General features: G+C 63.7%; 19 protein-coding genes. 6 read left to right on the top strand and 13 right to left on the bottom strand.

Translation table 11 applies throughout. The annotated features are described in order from the left end of the window. Positions 1 to 1,175: 1,175 nt before the first annotated feature. Together ACMGGG_RS09475 and ACMGGG_RS09470 are read right to left on the bottom strand one after the other, a co-directional pair. Complete coding sequence (locus ACMGGG_RS09475) at positions 1,176 to 1,406, bottom strand: metallothionein (RefSeq protein WP_081255230.1); 231 nt, start codon at positions 1,404 to 1,406, stop codon at positions 1,176 to 1,178. Beyond that, positions 1,406 to 1,867, bottom strand: coding sequence for a hypothetical protein (locus ACMGGG_RS09470; RefSeq protein WP_054894177.1), 462 nt, complete (start codon positions 1,865 to 1,867; stop codon positions 1,406 to 1,408). The genes ACMGGG_RS09475 and ACMGGG_RS09470 overlap by 1 nt, the downstream gene beginning before the upstream one ends. A 155-nt stretch (positions 1,868 to 2,022) precedes the next feature. On the opposite strand from ACMGGG_RS09470, the gene ligD reads away from it, so the two are divergent. The 5 genes from ligD to ACMGGG_RS09445 all read left to right on the top strand — a co-directional run bounded on the left by ligD (position 2,023) and on the right by ACMGGG_RS09445 (position 7,108). Continuing rightward, positions 2,023 to 4,494, top strand: a complete 2,472-nt coding sequence (gene ligD / locus ACMGGG_RS09465; RefSeq protein ID WP_414155343.1) for a DNA ligase D — start codon at positions 2,023 to 2,025, stop codon at positions 4,492 to 4,494. After that, the gene (locus ACMGGG_RS09460) at positions 4,494 to 4,742 is read left to right on the top strand and encodes a hypothetical protein (RefSeq protein WP_112898056.1); all 249 of its coding nucleotides are present in this window, start codon (positions 4,494 to 4,496) and stop codon (positions 4,740 to 4,742) included. The genes ligD and ACMGGG_RS09460 overlap by 1 nt, the downstream gene beginning before the upstream one ends. Then, complete coding sequence (locus tag ACMGGG_RS09455; protein ID WP_414155342.1) at positions 4,739 to 5,779, top strand: acyl-CoA dehydrogenase; 1,041 nt, start codon at positions 4,739 to 4,741, stop codon at positions 5,777 to 5,779. Before ACMGGG_RS09460 ends, ACMGGG_RS09455 begins: the two co-directional genes overlap by 4 nt. A 70-nt stretch (positions 5,780 to 5,849) precedes the next feature. Further along, complete coding sequence (locus ACMGGG_RS09450) at positions 5,850 to 6,449, top strand: class I SAM-dependent methyltransferase (protein WP_151924494.1); 600 nt, start codon at positions 5,850 to 5,852, stop codon at positions 6,447 to 6,449. Further along, on the top strand, positions 6,446 to 7,108 hold the full coding sequence (locus tag ACMGGG_RS09445) for a glycosyltransferase (RefSeq protein ID WP_414155341.1): 663 nt from the start codon (positions 6,446 to 6,448) through the stop codon (positions 7,106 to 7,108). Before ACMGGG_RS09450 ends, ACMGGG_RS09445 begins: the two co-directional genes overlap by 4 nt. Positions 7,109 to 7,124: 16 nt before the next feature. Here the strand turns inward: ACMGGG_RS09445 and ACMGGG_RS09440 are convergent, their stop codons facing one another. The 10 genes from ACMGGG_RS09440 to ACMGGG_RS09395 all read right to left on the bottom strand — a co-directional run bounded on the left by ACMGGG_RS09440 (position 7,125) and on the right by ACMGGG_RS09395 (position 15,545). Next, entirely contained in the window at positions 7,125 to 7,961 is an 837-nt protein-coding gene (locus ACMGGG_RS09440) for a Ku protein (RefSeq protein WP_063544596.1), read from the bottom strand. Positions 7,962 to 7,970: 9 nt separating this feature from the next. Continuing rightward, on the bottom strand, positions 7,971 to 8,108 hold the full coding sequence (locus ACMGGG_RS09435; RefSeq protein ID WP_172964775.1) for a PSPA7_2676 family Cys-rich small protein: 138 nt from the start codon (positions 8,106 to 8,108) through the stop codon (positions 7,971 to 7,973). 80 nt (positions 8,109 to 8,188) lie between these two features. Then, positions 8,189 to 9,094: an SDR family oxidoreductase gene (locus ACMGGG_RS09430; protein WP_054894170.1), complete on the bottom strand. Its 906-nt coding sequence runs from the start codon at positions 9,092 to 9,094 to the stop codon at positions 8,189 to 8,191. 83 nt (positions 9,095 to 9,177) lie between these two features. After that, entirely contained in the window at positions 9,178 to 10,302 is a 1,125-nt protein-coding gene (locus tag ACMGGG_RS09425) for a carboxylate-amine ligase (protein WP_063544594.1), read from the bottom strand. A gap of 5 nt (positions 10,303 to 10,307) precedes the next feature. Continuing rightward, on the bottom strand, positions 10,308 to 11,261 hold the full coding sequence (locus ACMGGG_RS09420) for a methyltransferase (RefSeq protein WP_414155340.1): 954 nt from the start codon (positions 11,259 to 11,261) through the stop codon (positions 10,308 to 10,310). Next, positions 11,261 to 12,586, bottom strand: coding sequence for an iron-containing redox enzyme family protein (locus ACMGGG_RS09415; RefSeq protein WP_414155799.1), 1,326 nt, complete (start codon positions 12,584 to 12,586; stop codon positions 11,261 to 11,263). Before ACMGGG_RS09415 ends, ACMGGG_RS09420 begins: the two co-directional genes overlap by 1 nt. 14 nt (positions 12,587 to 12,600) lie before the next feature. After that, a complete protein-coding gene (locus ACMGGG_RS09410; protein WP_054894166.1) occupies positions 12,601 to 12,786 on the bottom strand; it encodes a hypothetical protein in 186 nt (61 codons plus the stop codon). A gap of 126 nt (positions 12,787 to 12,912) precedes the next feature. Then, positions 12,913 to 13,422: a flavin reductase family protein gene (locus ACMGGG_RS09405; protein WP_112898050.1), complete on the bottom strand. Its 510-nt coding sequence runs from the start codon at positions 13,420 to 13,422 to the stop codon at positions 12,913 to 12,915. Between the two features lie 78 nt (positions 13,423 to 13,500). Continuing rightward, positions 13,501 to 14,532: a methionine synthase gene (locus ACMGGG_RS09400; protein ID WP_414155339.1), complete on the bottom strand. Its 1,032-nt coding sequence runs from the start codon at positions 14,530 to 14,532 to the stop codon at positions 13,501 to 13,503. Positions 14,533 to 14,561: 29 nt separating this feature from the next. Next, complete coding sequence (locus ACMGGG_RS09395; RefSeq protein WP_414155338.1) at positions 14,562 to 15,545, bottom strand: DUF1852 domain-containing protein; 984 nt, start codon at positions 15,543 to 15,545, stop codon at positions 14,562 to 14,564. A 289-nt stretch (positions 15,546 to 15,834) separates the two neighbouring features. Here ACMGGG_RS09395 and ACMGGG_RS09390 point away from each other — a divergent pair, with 289 nt between their 5' ends. Continuing rightward, positions 15,835 to 16,971 (top strand): MFS transporter, encoded by a 1,137-nt coding sequence (locus ACMGGG_RS09390; RefSeq protein WP_063544582.1) that lies wholly within the window; start codon positions 15,835 to 15,837, stop codon positions 16,969 to 16,971. Between the two features lie 15 nt (positions 16,972 to 16,986). Here the strand turns inward: ACMGGG_RS09390 and ACMGGG_RS09385 are convergent, their stop codons facing one another. Then, on the bottom strand, positions 16,987 to 18,417 hold the full coding sequence (locus ACMGGG_RS09385) for an aldehyde dehydrogenase (RefSeq protein ID WP_414155798.1): 1,431 nt from the start codon (positions 18,415 to 18,417) through the stop codon (positions 16,987 to 16,989). Positions 18,418 to 18,458: the final 41 nt, after the last annotated feature.

Genomic DNA, 18,458 nt, shown 5'->3' with positions numbered 1-18,458 from the left:
CCGTACCTCCGCGACTTCAGGAGGCCGAACGCAGGACTTGCGAAGGGAGGTGACGGGCATGGATGCCCGTCAAGCGCTGGGGCCCAGGATGGGCCCTGCAGCGCGGTCCTCCCGGGAGCAAGGCCGGAGTGAGGGAACCCGGAGCGAAGCGCAGGGCCGGATGAATGGAGCGCAGCGTTTTTTGGTTACTTTTTGTCGCGTCTGACAAAAAGTGACTCGCCGTAAGGGCGAAAAGGTGACTAAGCGTCACCCTCGCAAACGGATATGCTCACAACTACAAAAACCCACCCCTCTAGCATTCAACTTTCAAAGTGTGTGTTTTGAAAGTTATAAACACATTCATTTACGAGGGAGACGCAGAGTCACCTTTTCGCCTTTACGGCGACCTTCTTTTGCACGCGGGCAAAAGAAGGCAAAAACCGCTAGCTCCATTCATCCGGCCCCTACGCTTCGCTCCGGGGTTCCCTCGCTCCGTTCTTGCTCCCGGGAGGACCGCGCTGAACGCCCCGTCCTGGGGCGCAGCGCTTGACGGGCATCCCTGCCCGTCACCTCCCTCCGCAAGAACTCCACTCGGCCTCCTGAAGTCGCGATTGGCGGTGCCTGATCCATCGCGCGCTTAGAAGCCTTACGCAAAATGGCTTGAGCCGCGCCAGCGTCCTTACAAGGCAATCTCAATGCCGTTGCCGTTGCCGTTGCCGATCAAGAATCCAGCCTCATACCTCACTAGCGACAGCTACGCCAGCCCAGGCTCCGCCCGTACCTCCGCGACTTCAGGAGGCCGAACGCAGGACTTGCGAAGGGAGGTGACGGGCATGGATGCCCGTCAAGCGCTGGGGCCCAGGATGGGCCCTGCAGCGCGGTCCTCCCGGGAGCAAGGCCGGAGTGAGGGAACCCGGAGCGAAGCGCAGGGCCGGATGAATGGAGCGCAGCGTTTTTTGGTTACTTTTTGTCGCGTCTGACAAAAAGTGACTCGCCGTAAGGGCGAAAAGGTGACTAAGCGTCACCCTCACAAACGGATATGCTCACAACTGTAAAAACCCACCCCTCTAGCATTCAACTTTCAGAGTGCGTGTTTTAAAAGTCATAAGCACTTTCATTTACGAGGGAGACGCATAGTCACCCTCGCAAACGAATAAGCTCACATCTGTAAAAACCACCCCGCTCGCAAAGCAATCCTACGGCGAAATAGGATCACTCGCCGGGAACGTTTCATCCAGCGCATTATCGACCGAGCTATCCTTCGGCTGGGTCAGCTCACCACAATTACAGTCCGCCATACGACAAGGCTCGCCATTGCGATGCCCCGTAGCACAGGCCTCGCAGCAATAAGCCTTGCCATCCTGGACCACAGTATTGGCATCCACGGTGCAAGAACAGTGGTTGCAGGAACAACGTTGCTCGTTCATCAGGGTTCTCTCCTGTCATCTTCAGAGCTCACCTCATCGGTCCACGGCTCACCGTCCAACGGCGCCGAGCGAGCCAGCTCCGCCTCGTCCAGCCCGATGCCGCCTCCGATCTCGTGAGCGTCCACATGCCGCAGGGTCTGGTCAGCAGGTCTGCTACCGCTACCAGGCTCATCAGGGTCGCGAGCACCGGTTTCATCGAACAACGTGTCCGGGCTCAGGTCGTCCAGGGTGACGTTGTCCTCGTGCAAGCTGTCGCTCAAGGCCTCGCCACCGGTCATGCCGCTTTCGGCGACACGTCGGGGCGGATAATCCTCGGCGATCTCGCGCGCCGGACGCTCGTCACCGACACGCCCTTGGCGTTCATCACGACGCTCACTGAAATCCAGCTCGTGGACGCTTCCCATGCGGTCCTCGGTGTCGTCGATCTCGACCTGCGGTCTTGGGTCATCAGGTAGGGTCATGAGCGTTCTCCTTTTGTGGGCTTCACTCGGTCGACTCCGCGCACACACAAATGATTCAGAGTTTCTTGCCGCGCCCTACCCCGCGCTTTTTTTGAACTCCGCGCCGCCTCGCCGCCTCCCAATCTTGAGACCCGCGAACCCTCCCGGAGCCCGCCATGGCCAAGCCCCTGCAGGAGTACCATCGCAAGCGCGACTTCAACGCCACATCCGAACCGGTGGGCAAACACGCCAGAACACGGTCGGGCCACGCGCTGCAGTACTGCATTCAGAAACACGACGCCAGCCACTTGCACTACGACTTTCGCCTGGAACTCGACGGCACCTTGAAAAGCTGGGCGATCCCCAAGGGACCCTCACTTGACCCGAAGGTCCGGCGCCTGGCGGTGCATGTCGAGGACCACCCGCTGGACTATGCCAACTTCGAAGGGCACATCCCGGAGGGTCACTACGGCGCTGGCGATGTGATCGTCTGGGACCGGGGTATCTGGGAGCCCGAAGGCGATCCGCATCAAGCCTATGCCAAAGGCAAGCTGCGCTTTCGCCTGCAGGGCGAGAAGCTGTCGGGGGTCTGGAACCTGTTCCGCACCCAACTGGCCGGCAAGAAGGAACAATGGATGCTGGTCAAGTCAAATGACGGGCAGGCGCGCAGCGAGGTCGACTACAGCATCGTCGAAGCCCTGCCGGACAGTGTCCTCAGCGAGCGCAGCCTGCCGCCAAGGCGTCCGGCCAAGACAACCTCCGCTACCCCGCGCAAGCACAAGGCCCGCGCCAAAGCCCTGCCCGACAAGCTCCAGCCGCAACTGGCCACCTTGGTCGACTCCCCGCCCAGCGGCGACTGGCGCTATGAAGTCAAGTTCGATGGCTACCGCATCATGGCGCGCATCGACGGTGACGACGTACGCCTGTTCACCCGCAATGGCCACGACTGGAGTGCGAAAATGCCCCGTCAGGTCGAGGCGCTCAAGGCGCTTGGGCTCGACGCCGCGTGGCTGGATGGCGAAATGGTGGTGGTCGATGACAACGGTGTCGCCGATTTCCAGGCGTTGCAGAATGCCTTCGACACCGAGCACGACGAACGCATCACCTATTACCTGTTCGACCTGCCCTGGCTGGGGCGCGAAGACCTGCGCGAACTACCGCTGAAGGCGCGTCGGGACACCTTGGCCCGGCTGCTGGAAGATAATGCATCACCGATGCTCAGGTACTCCGCAGACTTCGAGGAGCCGGTCGACTCGCTGCTCGACAGCGCCTGCCGGCTGGAGCTGGAGGGCCTGATCGGCAAGCGCGCCGACAGCCCCTACGTGGGGCGACGCAGCAGCGACTGGATCAAGCTCAAGTGCAAGCAGCGCCAGGAATTCGTGATCGTCGGCTACACCGACCCCAAAGGCAGCCGCCAGGGTTTCGGCGCCCTGCTGCTGGCCCTGCATGACCACGATAGCGGTCAGCTGCGCTACGCCGGCAAAGTCGGCACCGGCTTCAGCGCCGCCACCCTGGACAGCATCCTCGCCCGCCTGAAGCCGCTGCGGGTCGCCAAAGCGCCGTTGCCCAGCCCCCCCACCGGCGCCGAAGCCCGCGGGGTGCACTGGCTCAAGCCGCACCTGCTGGCAGAAGTGGCCTATGCCCAGATGACCCGCGAAGGCATCGTGCGCCACGCGGTGTTCCACGGCCTGCGCGACGACAAGCCCGCCACCGCCATCGATCTGGAGAAAGCGATGCCCGCCAAGCGCGCAGCACAGCCACAACCCGAAGGCCTGGACACCCTGCGCCTGACCCACCCGGACCGCGTGGTCGACGCAACCATCGGTGCAACCAAGCGCCAGGTCGCCGAGTACTACGCGCAGGTCGCCGACTGGCTGCTGCCACAGCTCAAGGATCGGCCCGTCGCCCTGGTCCGGGCACCGGATGGCCTGGCTGGCGAGCTGTTCTTCCAGAAGAATGCCGGCCAGCTGCATATTCCCAAGGTGCTCAGCTACAGCAAGGCCCAGGCCGGCCAGGCGGCCATGGTACTCAACCGCGCCGACAGCCTGTTAGGCGCGGTACAGATGAATACCCTCGAACTGCACACCTGGAACGCCACCAACAAGGACTTCGACAAGCCCGACCGCTTCGTGCTCGACCTGGACCCTGATCCCGCGCTGCCCTGGAAAGCCATGCTCGAGGCCACCCAACTGACCCTGACCCTGCTCGATGAACTGGGCCTGAAGGTCTTTCTCAAGACCAGTGGCGGCAAGGGGATGCACCTGGTCGTGCCGCTGACCCGGCGTGCTGGCTGGGACGAGGTGAAGGACTTCAGCCATGCCTTGGTCGAGCACATGGCCGGGCTGTTCCCTGATCGCCTCAGCGCGGTTTCCGGCCCGAAGAACCGCGTCGGGCGGATCTTCATCGACTACCTGCGCAACGGCAAGGGCGCGACCACCGTGGCGGCCTATTCGCTGCGCGCTCGTGAAGGCCTGCCGGTTTCGGTGCCGATCTGGCGCGAAGAGCTGAGCCAGCTCAAAGGTGCCGATCAATGGAATATCGGCAACCTGCACGAGCGCCTTGCGCAGGTCGAGGATCCTTGGTCCGAGATGGCCAGCACCCGCCAATCGATCACCGCGCGCATGCGCAAGCAACTGGGGATCGATTGATGGAGCGAATGCTGGATCTGCTGCAATGGCCCGCCATGCTGCTGACCATCGCGGCGGCATGGTGCATCGGCTCGCGCCGTCCACGACGCAGACGCATCGGCTTCTGCTGCTTCATCGCCAGCAATGCGCTGTGGGTGGTCTGGGGCTGGCAGGTACAAGCCTGGGCACTGATCGTCCTGCAGTTCTGCCTGTGCATCATGAACCTGCGTGGCTGGAAGAAGAACACCCAAGGAGCGCCAAGCCCATGAGCATCGCCCATGACTTCGACCTGGAGCGCCTCGACCACCTGTTGCGCCCTTTCAGCGCGCGAGCGCTGGCCATCGACCTCGACACCCAGTTGCCAGAGCTGCTGCACCTGCTGCAGGCCGATCATCTCGACCGACTGCCACGGCCTGGCCAGGGTCGCACCCTGGAGCGCTGGAGGACCCTGGCGCGGGTCGCCGGTTGCGACCTGACCCTGGCCAAGCTCTACGAGGGCCACACGGACGCTTTGGCAATCCTCAGCGAATGCGCCGCCGAGCACCACGCCGGCAACGGGATCTGGGGCGTGTGGGCCGCCGAGCCACCGGATGCCCGCACCCGCATCGTCGCCCGCGACGGCGATCAAGTCCGGCTGCAAGGCTGCAAAGCCTGGTGTTCGGGGGCGTTGCAGATCGATCGCGCGCTGGTGACCGCCTGGGAAGGCGAGCAGCCACAGTTGGTGGCCATCGAGCTGTCCCATCCCAGCCAGCGCATTCAGGCCGAGCACTGGCAGGCGGTGGGCATGGCCACCACCGCCAGTGTCACCCTCGCATTCGATGATTCGCCGGGCCTGGCGATCGGCGCGCCCGGCCAATACCTGTCCCGCCCGGGATTCTGGCAAGGCGGCGCTGGCATCGCCGCCTGCTGGTATGGCGCGGCCGAAGCCCTCGCGGATTACCTGCGCGAACACTGCGCTAAACCTCGGCCCGACCCGCACGCCGACGCCCACCTGGGCGCGGTGGATGCCGCCTTGCTCGGGGCCCGCGCCGCCCTGCGCGAATGCGCCGCCTGGATCGACCGGCACCCTCAGGACGATGCCAGTTTCCAGGTGCGCCGCACCCGCGCTCATGTCGAGCACGCGGTCGAGCAGGTCATTCGGCATGTCGGCCGAGCGCTGGGCGCCACGCCGTTCTGCCGCAGCAGCCATTTCGCCCGGCTCAGCGCCGACCTGCCGATATACCTGCGTCAAAGTCACGCGGAGCGCGACCTCGCCGAATTGGGCCAGCAACTGACCGGCATGCCGGCAGGGGCATGGCAACTTTGAACCCGCACCTGCCTCAGCCGACCACCGGCTGCATCCCTTGGAACCGGTCTTGCCCCTCAATGGAGTCACCATGAGCCTCGATGCGCAGTATTTCGCCGACCTGTATGCCGGCAACGATGACCCATGGGCCTTTCGTACCCGCTGGTACGAACGGCGCAAACGCGACCTCACCCTGGCCAGCCTGCCTCGCCAGTGCTACGAACGCGTGTTCGAGCCGGCGTGTGCCAACGGCGAGCTCAGTGTGCTGCTGGCCGAGCGCTGCGCCGACCTGCTGTGCCAGGACATCGACGCCACCGCCGTGGCGCTGGCCCGCCAGCGACTGGCGGGCGTAAGCCACGCCCGCGTCGAACAGGGGCACCTGCCGGGCGACTGGCCCGGCGGACAGTTCGACTTGATCGTGCTCAGCGAAATCGGCTACTACCTCGATCCCACCGACTGGCTGCAGGTGATCGAACAATCGGTGGCCAGCCTGACCTACGACGGCGGCCTGCTGGTGTGCCACTGGCGCCATCCCATCGCCGGTTGCCCCCAGGATGGCCGTGAGGTCCACGCCCTGCTTGCCCGGCATCTGCCGCTGTACCCGCTGTTACGCCACGAGGAGGCGGATTTCCTGCTCGAATACTGGTCGTGCCAACCCAGCGTCGTGGACCTGGACGAGACCTGCCTATGATCGCCGTCATCATTCCCGCTCACAACGAAGCCCGCCGCCTCGGACACTGCCTGCGCGCCGTCAAGCGGGCGGTGGCACGGGCCGAGGCGGCGGGCCTGGTGGTCGAGGTGCTGGTGGTGCTCGATCGCTGCATCGACGCCAGCGCACGCATCGCCCGCCGTCATGGCGTGCACATCCTGGAACTGCAGGCCGGCAACGTCGGCATTGCCCGGCGCGTGGGCGCCGAGTGGATGATCGAGCGCGGTGCGCAGTGGCTGGCCTTTACCGACGCCGACAGTCGCGTGCCCGAGCACTGGCTGGTGTCGCAGTTGCAATGGCACGCCGACGCAGTCTGCGGCACCGTGCACATCGAGCGCTGGCAGCCTTGGCAGAACGCCGCGCTGCGCCAGCTATACCGCAGCCGTTACCAGGCTCGGGACGGGCACCGGCACATCCATGGCGCCAACCTGGGCGTGTGTGCCAAGGCCTATGAGCGCGCCGGCGGATTCCAACCATTGCCAGCCGATGAAGATGTGCAACTGGTGCTGGCCTTGGAGGCCAACGGCGCGCAGATCGTCTGGACCGCAGCGCACAGCGTGGCCACCAGCAGTCGGCGGGACAGCCGGGCTCGCCAAGGCTTCGGCGATTACCTGAGCGCTCTGGAGGGACTGGTGCGGTAGCGTTCGCAACACACAACTAGGACGCTTTGCGCGGTCGCTTGCTCGCCGGCTTCTTCGCCTTGGTCTTGCCGCCAAGACTGCGCTTGAGCAGCTCGGTGAGGTCGATGATGTCGGCGCCCTTCTCCGCCGTTGTCCCCTCACCTTTGTCCACCGTCGCGATCTTGCCTTTGCTGGCCTTCTCTTCAACCAGGTCGAGGATGGTCTGGCGGAACGCGTCGTGGTACTCGTCTGGCTTCCATGGCCCACTCATGTCCTCCACCAGTTTCTTGGCCATGTCCAGTTCGCGCTTGTCGATCTTGGTGTCGGTCACGCTCTTGTCCAGCTCCAGCGACTCCAGGCCACGGACTTCCTCGGGCCAGCGCAGGGTAATCAGCACCAGCGCATCCTCCAGCGGGCGCAACAGCGCCAGGTGCTGGCGGGTGTGCAGCACCACGGTGGCCAAGGCCACCTTGCCGGTGCTGTGCAAGGTCTCGCGCAACAAGGCATAGACCTTGCCGCCACGACGGTCGGGGCTCAGGTAGTAGGGCGTGTCGAACTGTTGCAGCGGGATCTCACCGGCGTCGACGAAGGAAAAAATATCGATGGTCTGGGTCGCCTCGGGCCGCGCCTTGCGAATCTCCTCTTCGCTGATCACCACATAGCGGCCCTTCTCGTACTCCACACCTTTGACGATGTGTTCCTTGTCGATCTCCTTGCCAGTCACCTTGTTTACCCGCTTGTAGCCCACCGGCTCCATGCTGCGCTTGTCGAGCCAGTCGAAATCCACGCGCTCGGTGCGCACGGCGGTATTGAGAGAGACAGGGATATGCACGAGGCCGAAGCTGATCGCGCCTTTCCAGATTGCCCGGGCCATGGTCGGTTCCTACGCATCGAATGGTTGGCCGGGCTGGCTGTAGCGCAGCGCGCCGCAGCGTTCGCAGCACTGGCAGTCAAGCCCGGCGATTTCACGGATCAAAAGGCTGCGCCACTGGCAGCCACGCAGCAGGCAGACGAGTTTCATCAGCCACCTCCCTGGCCCGCATGAAGGGCCTCTTACAATGACTGACTGCGCGGCGCGGCCAAGGTTTACTCGACGTTGCCCTATGGCAGTGGATCGCCGCCGGTGACGCCGAACACCTCACCGGTGATATAGCTCGACTCCTGGCTAGCAAGCAGTACGTACAACGGGGCGCACTCGGCGGGCTGGCCCGGGCGTTTCATCGGGGTATGCCCACCGAAGTCGGGGATCTTTTCCGGTGGTTGGCCGCCACTGGGCTGCAGCACGGTCCAGATCGGGCCTGGGGCCACCGCGTTGACGCGGATGCCGCGCTCGATCACCTGCTTGGCCAGCGCCTTGGTGAAGGCCACGATGGCCGCCTTGGTGGTGGCGTAGTCCAGCAGCGTCGCCGAGGGCTGGTACGACTGGATCGAGGCGGTGTTGATGATGGTCGCTCCGGCCGGCATCAGCGGCACTGCTGCCTGGCACAGCCAGAACAAGGCGTAGACGTTGGTCTTGAGGGTGTGATCGAACTGCTCATGGGTGATCTGGCCGATGTCCTTGCGCGCCTCCTGCTTGCCGGCAACGTTGACCAGGATATCCAGGCCGCCGAGCTGTTCGTGGGCCTGGTCCACCAACTGGCTACAGAAGCGCGGGTCCTTGAGATCACCGGGAAGCGCCACGGCCTTGCGGCCTTCGCGCTCGATCAGCTGGACCACTTCACGGGCATCTCGCTCCTCCGTGGGCAGGTAGTTGAGCGCAATGTCGGCACCCTCGCGGGCGAAGGCGATGGCCACGGCGCGTCCGATACCCGAGTCGGCGCCAGTGATCAGGGCGCGACGTCCGGCCAGGCGCCCGAAACCTTTGTAAGTGGTTTCACCGTGGTCGGGCTTGGGCTGCATGTGCGCATCCAGGCCCGGGGCGGCTTGGCCCTGGGCCGGAAAAGGCGGATGGGGGTATTGGGTCAGGGGATTTTGCAGGGTGAATTGATCCTGGGGCTTGCTGGGCATGGGTTGGACTCCTTCTGGTTTGGCTGGGTTGCCTGATCGCGAATCACACTGCGTTCGAGGCAAACGATCTGCGGATGGTTTACTCAACCCATCCCGGGCACCGACAACTGGTGCTCCATCACCTGTTTCACCACGTTGCGCATCGCCTGTCGGTCATTCAGGCCCTGCTCGCGGGCCAGCGCATAGGTGTCACGCTGGTGGTCGGCACTGGTCCCGTCGCGCAGGATGCGCCGGGCGTGCATGAAGGCGCGGTCAGCGTCGGCGGTGTCGGGCGGACATTGCATCTGCAGTTGCGTCAGCCAGCCTTCGGCGTTCACCGCCTGTTGGTCGTGAACGCCGATGAACGTGCCCCGACGGCCCTCACGCAGGGCGCGCCAATAGTTTTCGTGGGTGATCCAGCGCATTTCACGACTGGCGATAGCGTCGTTGCGCTGCACTGCATGCTCGACGAGATGGCGAAACAGCGCGGCGATGGCCAAGGCATCGTCCAGCCGGGGGCAGCCATCGCAGATGCGCAGTTCGACTGTCGGAAACCGCCGCGAGGGCCTGATCGCCCACCAGAAGTCACCATCCTCGGCCAGGCTGCCAGTGCGTTGCAGCAGCGCCCGGTAACGCTCGTAGGCGCGCCAGTCCGGTAGCGGTTCGGGCAGCCCCATGTGCGGCCACTCCCCGCACAACACGCGTCGGTAGCTCATGTAGCCGGTGTCCTGTCCGCCCCAGTACGCGGAGGAGGTGCTGAGTGTCAGCAGCAGGGGTAACCAGTACAGCACCCGGTTGATCACCTGCATGCGATCGACGCCCTGCGGCACGCCGACGTGCACGTGCAGGCCGTTCAACAGGCTACGCCGGGCCACCAGCCGATAATCGTCGAACAGCTGGCGGTAGTGGGGGGTTTCCCGCGGGAGCTGGCGCAGCCATTGGGCACTGGGGTGGCTCCCCGCGCCGTAGAAGCCGACGCCCTCGCCCGCCAATGCCTGACTCAGGCGCTGGCGCTGCTCGGTGAAAAAATCACGGGCCTGGTGCAGCGTATCGAACACCGGCGAGGCGATCTCCACCTGGCTGCGAAACATCTCCTCGGCGAACCATGGCCCCAGCGCATCGCGGCAACAGCGGGCCACGGCCGTGGGCGGCGCGGCCATGACCCGCCCCGTGGCCAGATCCACCAACAGGTATTCCTCCTCGATGCCGAACGTGCAAGGCCGCGCCATGGGCATCAGCCTCGGCGGGTGACGGTCAGGGCCACGGCAGCGATGCGTTCGACCTGCTCGTATCCTGGCTCGAGCAACTGCTCGCCGAATACGTCGGGGTCCAGTTCCCGGTAGGACCAGCCGAACGCAGGCCCGGCCAGGCGCAGGCGAACGGCTTCGAGCAGCGCGTCGCGCCCCTCGACGATGGCGACACCGGTGTACAGCAGCAACGTGCCGCCGACCGACAGCCGCTCACGGGCCTGCTCGACAATCCGTAGCGACAGTTCGGCGCCCAGCGCGCCACCCCCGTGGCGGTAGGCGCGCTCGCCGACGTCGAGCATGTAGGGTGGATTGGCGACGATCAGGTCGAACGTTCCGGCGATGCCGTCGAGCAAATCGCTGAGCTCTACCGAGACATTGGCCAAACCGGCCAGCGCGGCATTGACAGCGGTATGACGCAAGGCCACAGGGTTGATGTCCACCGCAGTGACCTGCGCATGCTGCGCGGCTCGGGCGATCAGCAACGCGCCGACGCCACTGCCGCAACCGATGTCGACGGCATGCTGCACACGCTGGGGGCTGTGCTGCAGATGATCCTGGATCACCTGGGCGAACCGGTAGCTGTCCGGGCCGAAGAACACCGCGTCGCGGCTGTCGGTCGGCCAGGCGGAGTGCACCAGCAGCAGGTCGTCCAGGTTCGACCAGCGCACCCTGCTGCGCCACAGCGCACCCTGTGGCTCCAGCACGCCAGCGATACGCAGTTGTTCCAGTTCGTCGGCGCTGAGCAGAGACGCTTCGAACGGTCGACTCCAGCCAAACACATCGCGCAGGGTTCGAGCCTGGTGCGCTTCGCTACGCGCATTGACCCTGGCCTGGGTCGCCGGGGTCACGCAGGTGAAACGATAGCCGTCGGCGCGCAGCCGACGTCCCAGCTGGAGCAATGCCTCGTCGGCATGCCTCTGGTCTTGGTCGAGCAGCATCAGTTCGGCCCTCCGCTCATCAACCCGGTAGCCTGGATGAATGCGCGGGTGGCGCGCAGGCCCTGGGGCGTGGAATGTCGATTGCCGGCCATCGCTTCGATCAGCACAGCCATGTCCGCCGCCTGCGCTTCGCCGGGCGCCTCTTCCTCCAGTTGCAACGCCTGCTCCCACTGCCCCGGCGGCACCCGACGCATCGCAGCACCCTGCCAGGTGCCGGCGATCCAGTCGTGCCAGAGCTGCTTTTCATAGGCATCGAACACACCGAACATGGCTGCCACCGGACCGTCGATCAGCGCCCAGAAGCGGCTTTCCCTGGGATCGCTGTCGCGCTTGATCCAACCCTGGGCTTGCAGTGCATCCAGGAAACCAGGCATCGCGCCGGGTTCGGCGAGCCACTGATTGATGGTGCGCCCTTGCAGGCGGCATCTGTCCGAATGCATGCACTGCCCGTACACACGCTTGCGTTCCAACGCGCCGAGCAACTCGGCCTGCAGGTCGAACGAAGCGATCAGCGACGGTGTGTCGATACCCAGGTCATTGAGCCGATAGCCATGCCGGACACGCTCGTAGAACGCCGGCCCCTGGTCCTGGCCAAGTTCGGCGAAGCACTCCAGGGCGCGCCGCGCATGACCGCTCGCAGCATTGTCGATGGTCACATGCAACTGGAAGTAATGAGCGTCGATGCCCAGCTCGGCCAACTCATGGGTGGTGATCAGCAGGTGTAGCGGGGGCTGCTCATACCCCAGGTTGTAACCGATCACTTCCGGCAGGAAGCGCTCGCAGTGCTGCCCCAGGGCCAGTTGCAGCGTGCCCTGCAGGTAACGTTCAGCGGCCAGCGGTGCGCTCTGCAGGCAGCCAAGACGGCTGAGCAGGCGCTGGTAGATCAGCACGTGGTTGCGGCGCAGGTCGCCATCACCCAGCTCTTCGAGGAAGGTGCGAATCAATCCATGGAACCGTGGGTCGCGCCAGTGCCACAGGGTGCCGTGCAGCCATGCGCCATCGACCGCCTTGGTCGGGGCGACCTGCTGCAGAAACCACAAGGCCTGCGCCCGGTTCTGGAAGTACCGGCGTGGGGCCCCTTGACGCCGTTGTTCAAGATAGGCCGCGTGTTCACTGGCGACCCGCTGCGCATGGGCAGCGGCCCAGTCCGGCAGGTGCCGAGGATCATCCGGCAAGTCGTCCGCCAAGGTGCGGACATGGCTCAGTTGCTCGCTCAGCCAGGCCTCGGTTTTGGGGTCACTGCCCTCGAGCAGTGCCCGATAGCGATGTTCAAGGTCATCGGTCGCCTTGCTGGTTGCCGCCCTACCCTTTGTCAGCTCCACCATGCCCGCTACCTCGCTCATTGATTTTGCGGTTTGGTCTCGGGGGACGGATTGGTCGTGGGTGTATCGGGCTGCTGCATCTGCAGCGAAGGTTTGCTTGGATCGGCGTCCTTGGCCGGGTGGTCGTTATCACGGTCGAAACAGCCACCGAGCAAGGTAAAGCAGGCAGTTAGCAGCGCTGTGGCCAGTAGATTGGTTTTCATGGGGGTTCTCGCTTTTTTATGAGGGCCTACATAAGCGAGTTCGATACACCCAGAAGGATTCGTTTTAATTGCGGCGCAACGGATGAGCGGTGCTACGGATGCCAGCCACCCTTTCGCCGCGCGGGCTCAAAACGCGCCCTGTGCGGCGAGATTGCAATACTGCCCCTTGAAATACAGCAAAGGCGTTGCTGCGGCTGCCTCCTGCAGGCTCACCGCTTTCACTTCACCGATCACGATCAGGTGATCGCCCGCAGGATGCTCGGCGTGAATTTCGCAGTCCAGCCAGTGCAGGCTGTCGCGGATGATCGGGTTCCCCAAGGGTGAAACCTGCCATTGCACGCCGTGCCACTTGTCCGTGCCCCGTCGAGCGAACTGGTTGGAGAGGTCATGCTGCCCACACGCCAGGATATTTACCGCAAAGCGGCCAGCCTGGCGGATCTTGGGGTAGCTGGCCGAATTGGACATGACGCTGAATGACACCAGCGGCGGGCTCATCGACACGCTATAGAACGATTGGCAAGTGAACCCAACCGGCTCGTCATCGAGCCGAGAGGTGATCACCGTGATGCCGGAGGCGTAGTGCCCGAGCGCGTGGCGAAAGCGCGATGGCTCGACAGCCGTACAGGGAAGTGACATGCGTAGATCCTGGATAAGGGGCCGTTCGCAACGGTCAGGGGAGGCCTGAAAGCGCCCGCCTTCGGCCTCCCGAATTCATCATGCGTTCAACAGTTCTCGCCGAACGATGTCTGCACCCGCCGTCAGTGCCCTCAACTTCCCACTGGCAACGTGACGTGGCAAAGGCGCCATGCCGCAGTTGGTGCAGGGGTAGAGTTTGTCGGCATCTACGAACTGCAGGGCTTTGCGCAGGGTGTCGGCGACTTCCTCAGGCGTTTCGATGGGGGAGGTGGCCACATCGATGGCCCCGACCATTACTTTCTTGCCGCGAATCAGCTCGATCAGGTCCATGGGCACACGCGAGTTGTGGCATTCCAGCGAAACGATATCAATGCTGGATTTCTGCAACTTGGGGAACGCTTCCTCGTATTGCCGCCACTCCGAACCCAAGGTCTTTTTCCAATCGGTGTTGGCCTTGATGCCGTAGCCGTAGCAAATGTGCACCGCGGTTTCACATTTCAGCCCTTCGATGGCCCTCTCCAGGGTGGCCACGCCCCAGTCGTTCACCTCATCGAAGAACACATTGAATGCCGGCTCGTCGAACTGAATGATATCGACGCCTGCAGCTTCCAGCTCCCGGGCTTCCTGGTTGAGAATCCTGGCGAATTCCCATGCCAGTTTTTCGCGGCTTTTGTAGTGGCTGTCATACAGCGTGTCGATCATCGTCATGGGCCCCGGCAGCGCCCACTTGATCGGCTGCTGGGTTTGCTGGCGCAGGAACTTGGCGTCCTCGACAAACACAGGCTTCTGCCGAGCCACGGCACCCACGACCGTCGGCACGCTCGCGTCGTAGCGATCACGAATCCTGACCGTTTCCCGCTTCTCAAAATCCACACCGCTCAGGTGCTCGATAAAGGTCGTGACAAAGTGCTGACGGGTTTGCTCGCCATCGCTGACGATATCGATACCGGCCTGCTGCTGCTCTTGCAGCGACAAACGCAAGGCATCTTGCTTGCCCTCGATCAACTCCGCGTCCTGCAACTTCCAGGGGGACCAAAGGGTTTCAGGCTGGGCCAGCCACGAAGGCTTGGGCAAGCTGCCTGCGGTTGAAGTGGGTAACAGCTTTTTCATGACAGATAAACCTTATGCATTTTGTTCAATCAGAGCGCGCACTGGGACGACCACTGTTCAAGCACCGCCTGGTACGGCTTGATGAAGTGTTCCTCGGCGAACTTGCCCTGCTCGATCGCCAGCCGACTGCGCTCTTCACGGTCGTAGACGATGCGCGTCAGTGAGTAATCCTGATGTTCGAGGCTTGGCCGGTAGGCTTTGCCTGCCGACGAGTTCGCGTTGTAGATCTCCGGACGATAGATCTTCTGGAAGGTGTCCATCGTGCTGATGGTGCTGATCAGCTCGAGCGGGCTGTAGTCCTCCAGCAGGTCGCCGGCAAAGTAGAAAGCCAACGGCGCGACGCTGTCAGGCGGCATGAAGTAGCGGACCGTCAGGCCCATTTTCTTGAAGTATTCATCGGTCAAGGAATAGGCGTCCTGCTGGTACTCGACGCCCAATACCGGGTGCTGGTTGTCCGTGCGGCGATAGGTCCTGCTGCTCGACACGCTCAGGCAGATCACCGGTGCCTTGGCAAAATGCGCTTTATAAGCACTGGAGTTCACGAACGCCTTGAACAACTTGCCGTGCAAATCGCCGAAGTGCTCGGGAATACTGAAGTCGGGCTGGCCTTTGTTATGCCCCAGCAACAGCACGCTGAAATCATAATCGCGCACGTAGGACGAGAAGTTGTTGCCAACAATGCCCTCGATACGCGCCTTGGTTTTCTGGTCGACGATCGTCGTTTTCAGCAACTCGATCAGCGGAAGGCTGTGATCGGCCTGCGGGTCCTCCATGGTCATCTCGACCGAAATGATTTCAAGTTCAAGCCTGTAGCGGTCGCCCTCGGGATTGTCCCAGTGCGCCAAGGCATTGAACCGGTTGTCGATCATGCTCAAGGTGTTGTGCAGGTTTTCCTGGCGATTGCGCCCACGGGCCAGGTTGGCAAAGTTTGTCGTGGTACGCGTGTTTTCCGCGGGGCAATAGTCTTCATCGAAACGCGTGCGTTTGATGGCAAAGGTAAATTCGTTGTTCATCGGTCTCTGACATCCTGTTGGGCGGTGATGGCCTGCATCACCTCACCGGGGCAGCGAACGGCTGCCTACCCTGGGGGGAAATTCGATGGGGGGATTGTCAGGATCATCGCACCTTGAGACAAACTCATTTTTTTCGAGATGATCTGCAATTTTATTCATGATCGTTCTGAGCGCTTGCTAAATGCGAGGTCTGGACGGCGGCCAACCTCCCCGACGCCATGACACGGGTGTTACCGGCATGACCCTTGAGGTTATGCTGCGTACCCCCGCCCTTTGCCACGAGACTGTCATGTCGTCCGCTGCCGTACCGGCGCAAACCCTGCGCGCCGACCGAGATTCGCGCAACGCCGCCCAGGTACTCGGCCTGTGCCTGCCCAGTGACGTACTGCTCTATCTGCTACTGCCCATGTACGCTTCGGACTTCGGCGTGACCCTGGTCGAGGCGGGTGTATTGCTGGCGGCCAATCGCCTGGTACGGATCATCGGCTATGGCTGGGTGGTGCGGTTCTATGCACGCCATGGCGATCGTGCGGCGTGCAGCCTGGCGGCCTTTGCCGCAGCGGTGTGTGCACTGGGTAACGCCACCCTTGGCGGATTCGCCGCACTGCTGGTGCTGCGCCTGGTCTGGGGGCTGTGCTTTGCGACCTTCAACCTCAGTACCCAGACGCTCGCCACTGCCGAAGCACAAGGTGCAGCCCGCCGCGCCGGGCGCTCGCGGGCAACCCTGGCCATCGGCCCCATGCTGGCCTTGCCGCTGGGGGCGCTGATGGCCCAGGTCTACGGCCCGCGCGCTGTGTTCTACGTACTGTGCATCAGTGCCCTGTGCGGCCTGTGGCGTGCCCGCGCCTTGCCTTGCGGCGGCCATGACATTGCCGCGCGCAGCGGTCGGCGTCTGCGCCTGCCGGACAGCATCGCCACCTGGTCCTTCATTGAAGGGGTGACGCTGGACGGCCTGTTCATATTCGGCCTCTCGCTGTATGCGCAAGGCCATATGGGCGAGTCGGGGGTACTGGTGGCCGGTGTATTGATGGCGGTGCGCTATCTGAGCGAGATGCTCTTCAGCCCCTTTGGCGGACGCCTGGCAGACCGCTTCGGCGCACTGCGCATGTTGGTGGTGCTGTCGCTGGCCACTTCACTGGCGCTGCTGGTATTCGCCAGCCATTGGCTGTTCATCGGCGCCTTCTTCGTGTTGGTGCTGCGCGCCTTGCAGTTGCCGCTGGTGATGACCCTCGTCGCGCTGCGCAATCCGCACGCGCGCATTCAGGCGCTGGCCAGCAATGCCGTGTGGCGCGACATCGGTGCCGGGCTCGGGCCGATGCTGGCCGGTGTGCTGCTGCCGCAGGTGCCAGCGATCTGGGCTTACGCCGGGGCGGCGCTGGCGGTCGCCGTGGCGGCACTGAACTGTGCCAGGCCGCCACGGCATTGAACGCTGCGCCCGAGATCAGCGCAGCTGGATCCAGGTGGTCTTCAACTGGGTGTACTTGTCGAACGCATGCAGTGACAGGTCACGCCCAAAGCCCGACTGCTTGTAGCCGCCGAACGGGGCGACCACATCGAGCGCATCGACGGTGTTGACCGAAACGCTGCCGGCCCTGAGCTGCCTGGCAACCCGATGCACGCGGTTCAGGTCGTCGCTCCAGACCGACGCGGCCAACCCATAGAGGCTGTCGTTAGCCAGGCGGATAGCCTCCTCTTCAGTGTCGAAGGCCGTCACTGCGAGTACCGGGCCGAAGACCTCGTCACGCGAAAGCGACGACTGCGGGTCGACATGGGTGAAAATCGTCGGTTCGATGAAGTTGCTGGAGCCGTTGTGGCTGAGTTGACGCCCACCGGCCACCAGAGACGCCCCCTCCTCGTGTGCACGGCCGATTGCGGCCATGATCTGCGAAGTCTGCTGCGCATCGACGATAGCGCCGGCGCGGCTGGCCGGATCGAGCGGATCACCGGGTTGCCACTCGCGCGCCTTGGCGATCAGACGCTCGATGAACGCGTCATGGATCGAGCGCTGCACGTAAAGTCGCGAGTTGGCCGAGCAGACCTCACCCTGGTTGAAGAAGATGCCGAATGCGGCTTTCTCTGCGGCCAGGTCCAGGTCCTTGCAGTCATCGAACACCAGGTTCGGGCTTTTTCCACCGCACTCCAACCACACCTGTTTCAGGTTCGACTGCGCCGAGTACTGCATGAAGTACTTGCCCACCTGGGTGGAGCCGGTGAATACCAGGCAATCGACGTCGGGGTGCAGGCCCAGTGCCTTGCCGGCGATCTCGCCCAGCCCCGGCACGACGTTCAACACCCCTTCGGGAATGCCCGCCTCCAGTGCAAGCTCGGCCAGGCGCAGCGCCGAAAGCGGCGACTGTTCGGCGGGCTTGAGCACGACGCTGTTGCCCGCTGCCAAGGCCGGGGCCAGTTTCCAGGCCGCCATGTCCAGCGGGAAGTTCCACGGCACCACGGCTGCGACCACACCGATCGGTTCACGGGTGATGGTGACCACGGCATCGGCCGCAGTGGGCGCAACCTGGTCGTAGAGTTTGTCGAGCGACTCGCCATACCAGGCGAAGACATGGGCGGCGCCCGGCACATCGATGTTGTAGGCGTCGAGCACCGGCTTGCCCATGTTCAGCGACTCGAGCAGCGCCAGTTCCTCGCGGTGAACCAGCATCAACTCGGCCAGGCGCAGCATCACACGCTTGCGCTGGGTCGGCGCCATCCGGGCCCACGGGCCTTGCTCGAACGCCTGCCGAGCACTGGCCACGGCACGGTCTACGTCCTCATCGGAACAGGCGGCGACCCGCGCCAGCAGCTGGTTGGTGGCAGGGTTGATCGCATCGAACGTTGCGCCACCTGTGGCGGCCACGAAGCGGCCGCCGATCATGGCTTGATCGCGAAAAGTCAGGTTGGCGGCTCGATGCCGCC

It is taken from the genome of Pseudomonas sp. BNK-44-b (assembly GCF_047456245.1).
GTDB lineage: Bacteria > Pseudomonadota > Gammaproteobacteria > Pseudomonadales > Pseudomonadaceae > Aquipseudomonas > Aquipseudomonas machongensis.
Note: the sequence above shows the minus strand (reverse complement) of the source record. Positions and strands in the feature narration are given on the sequence as shown.

Coding starts and splice junctions, on each gene's coding strand:
- ACMGGG_RS09385 (WP_414155798.1), bottom strand. CDS start 18,417: ATGATCGGCGGCCGCTTCGTGGCCGCCACAGGTGGCGCAACGTTCGAT.
- ACMGGG_RS09435 (WP_172964775.1), bottom strand. CDS start 8,108: ATGAAACTCGTCTGCCTGCTGCGTGGCTGCCAGTGGCGCAGCCTTTTG.
- ACMGGG_RS09390 (WP_063544582.1), top strand. CDS start 15,835: ATGTCGTCCGCTGCCGTACCGGCGCAAACCCTGCGCGCCGACCGAGAT.
- ACMGGG_RS09460 (WP_112898056.1), top strand. CDS start 4,494: ATGGAGCGAATGCTGGATCTGCTGCAATGGCCCGCCATGCTGCTGACC.
- ACMGGG_RS09410 (WP_054894166.1), bottom strand. CDS start 12,786: ATGAAAACCAATCTACTGGCCACAGCGCTGCTAACTGCCTGCTTTACC.
- ACMGGG_RS09415 (WP_414155799.1), bottom strand. CDS start 12,586: ATGGTGGAGCTGACAAAGGGTAGGGCGGCAACCAGCAAGGCGACCGAT.
- ACMGGG_RS09450 (WP_151924494.1), top strand. CDS start 5,850: ATGAGCCTCGATGCGCAGTATTTCGCCGACCTGTATGCCGGCAACGAT.
- ACMGGG_RS09445 (WP_414155341.1), top strand. CDS start 6,446: ATGATCGCCGTCATCATTCCCGCTCACAACGAAGCCCGCCGCCTCGGA.
- ACMGGG_RS09430 (WP_054894170.1), bottom strand. CDS start 9,094: ATGCCCAGCAAGCCCCAGGATCAATTCACCCTGCAAAATCCCCTGACC.
- ACMGGG_RS09475 (WP_081255230.1), bottom strand. CDS start 1,406: ATGAACGAGCAACGTTGTTCCTGCAACCACTGTTCTTGCACCGTGGAT.
- ACMGGG_RS09440 (WP_063544596.1), bottom strand. CDS start 7,961: ATGGCCCGGGCAATCTGGAAAGGCGCGATCAGCTTCGGCCTCGTGCAT.
- ACMGGG_RS09400 (WP_414155339.1), bottom strand. CDS start 14,532: ATGAAAAAGCTGTTACCCACTTCAACCGCAGGCAGCTTGCCCAAGCCT.
- ACMGGG_RS09425 (WP_063544594.1), bottom strand. CDS start 10,302: ATGGCGCGGCCTTGCACGTTCGGCATCGAGGAGGAATACCTGTTGGTG.
- ACMGGG_RS09420 (WP_414155340.1), bottom strand. CDS start 11,261: ATGCTGCTCGACCAAGACCAGAGGCATGCCGACGAGGCATTGCTCCAG.
- ACMGGG_RS09470 (WP_054894177.1), bottom strand. CDS start 1,867: ATGACCCTACCTGATGACCCAAGACCGCAGGTCGAGATCGACGACACC.
- ligD (WP_414155343.1), top strand. CDS start 2,023: ATGGCCAAGCCCCTGCAGGAGTACCATCGCAAGCGCGACTTCAACGCC.
- ACMGGG_RS09455 (WP_414155342.1), top strand. CDS start 4,739: ATGAGCATCGCCCATGACTTCGACCTGGAGCGCCTCGACCACCTGTTG.
- ACMGGG_RS09405 (WP_112898050.1), bottom strand. CDS start 13,422: ATGTCACTTCCCTGTACGGCTGTCGAGCCATCGCGCTTTCGCCACGCG.
- ACMGGG_RS09395 (WP_414155338.1), bottom strand. CDS start 15,545: ATGAACAACGAATTTACCTTTGCCATCAAACGCACGCGTTTCGATGAA.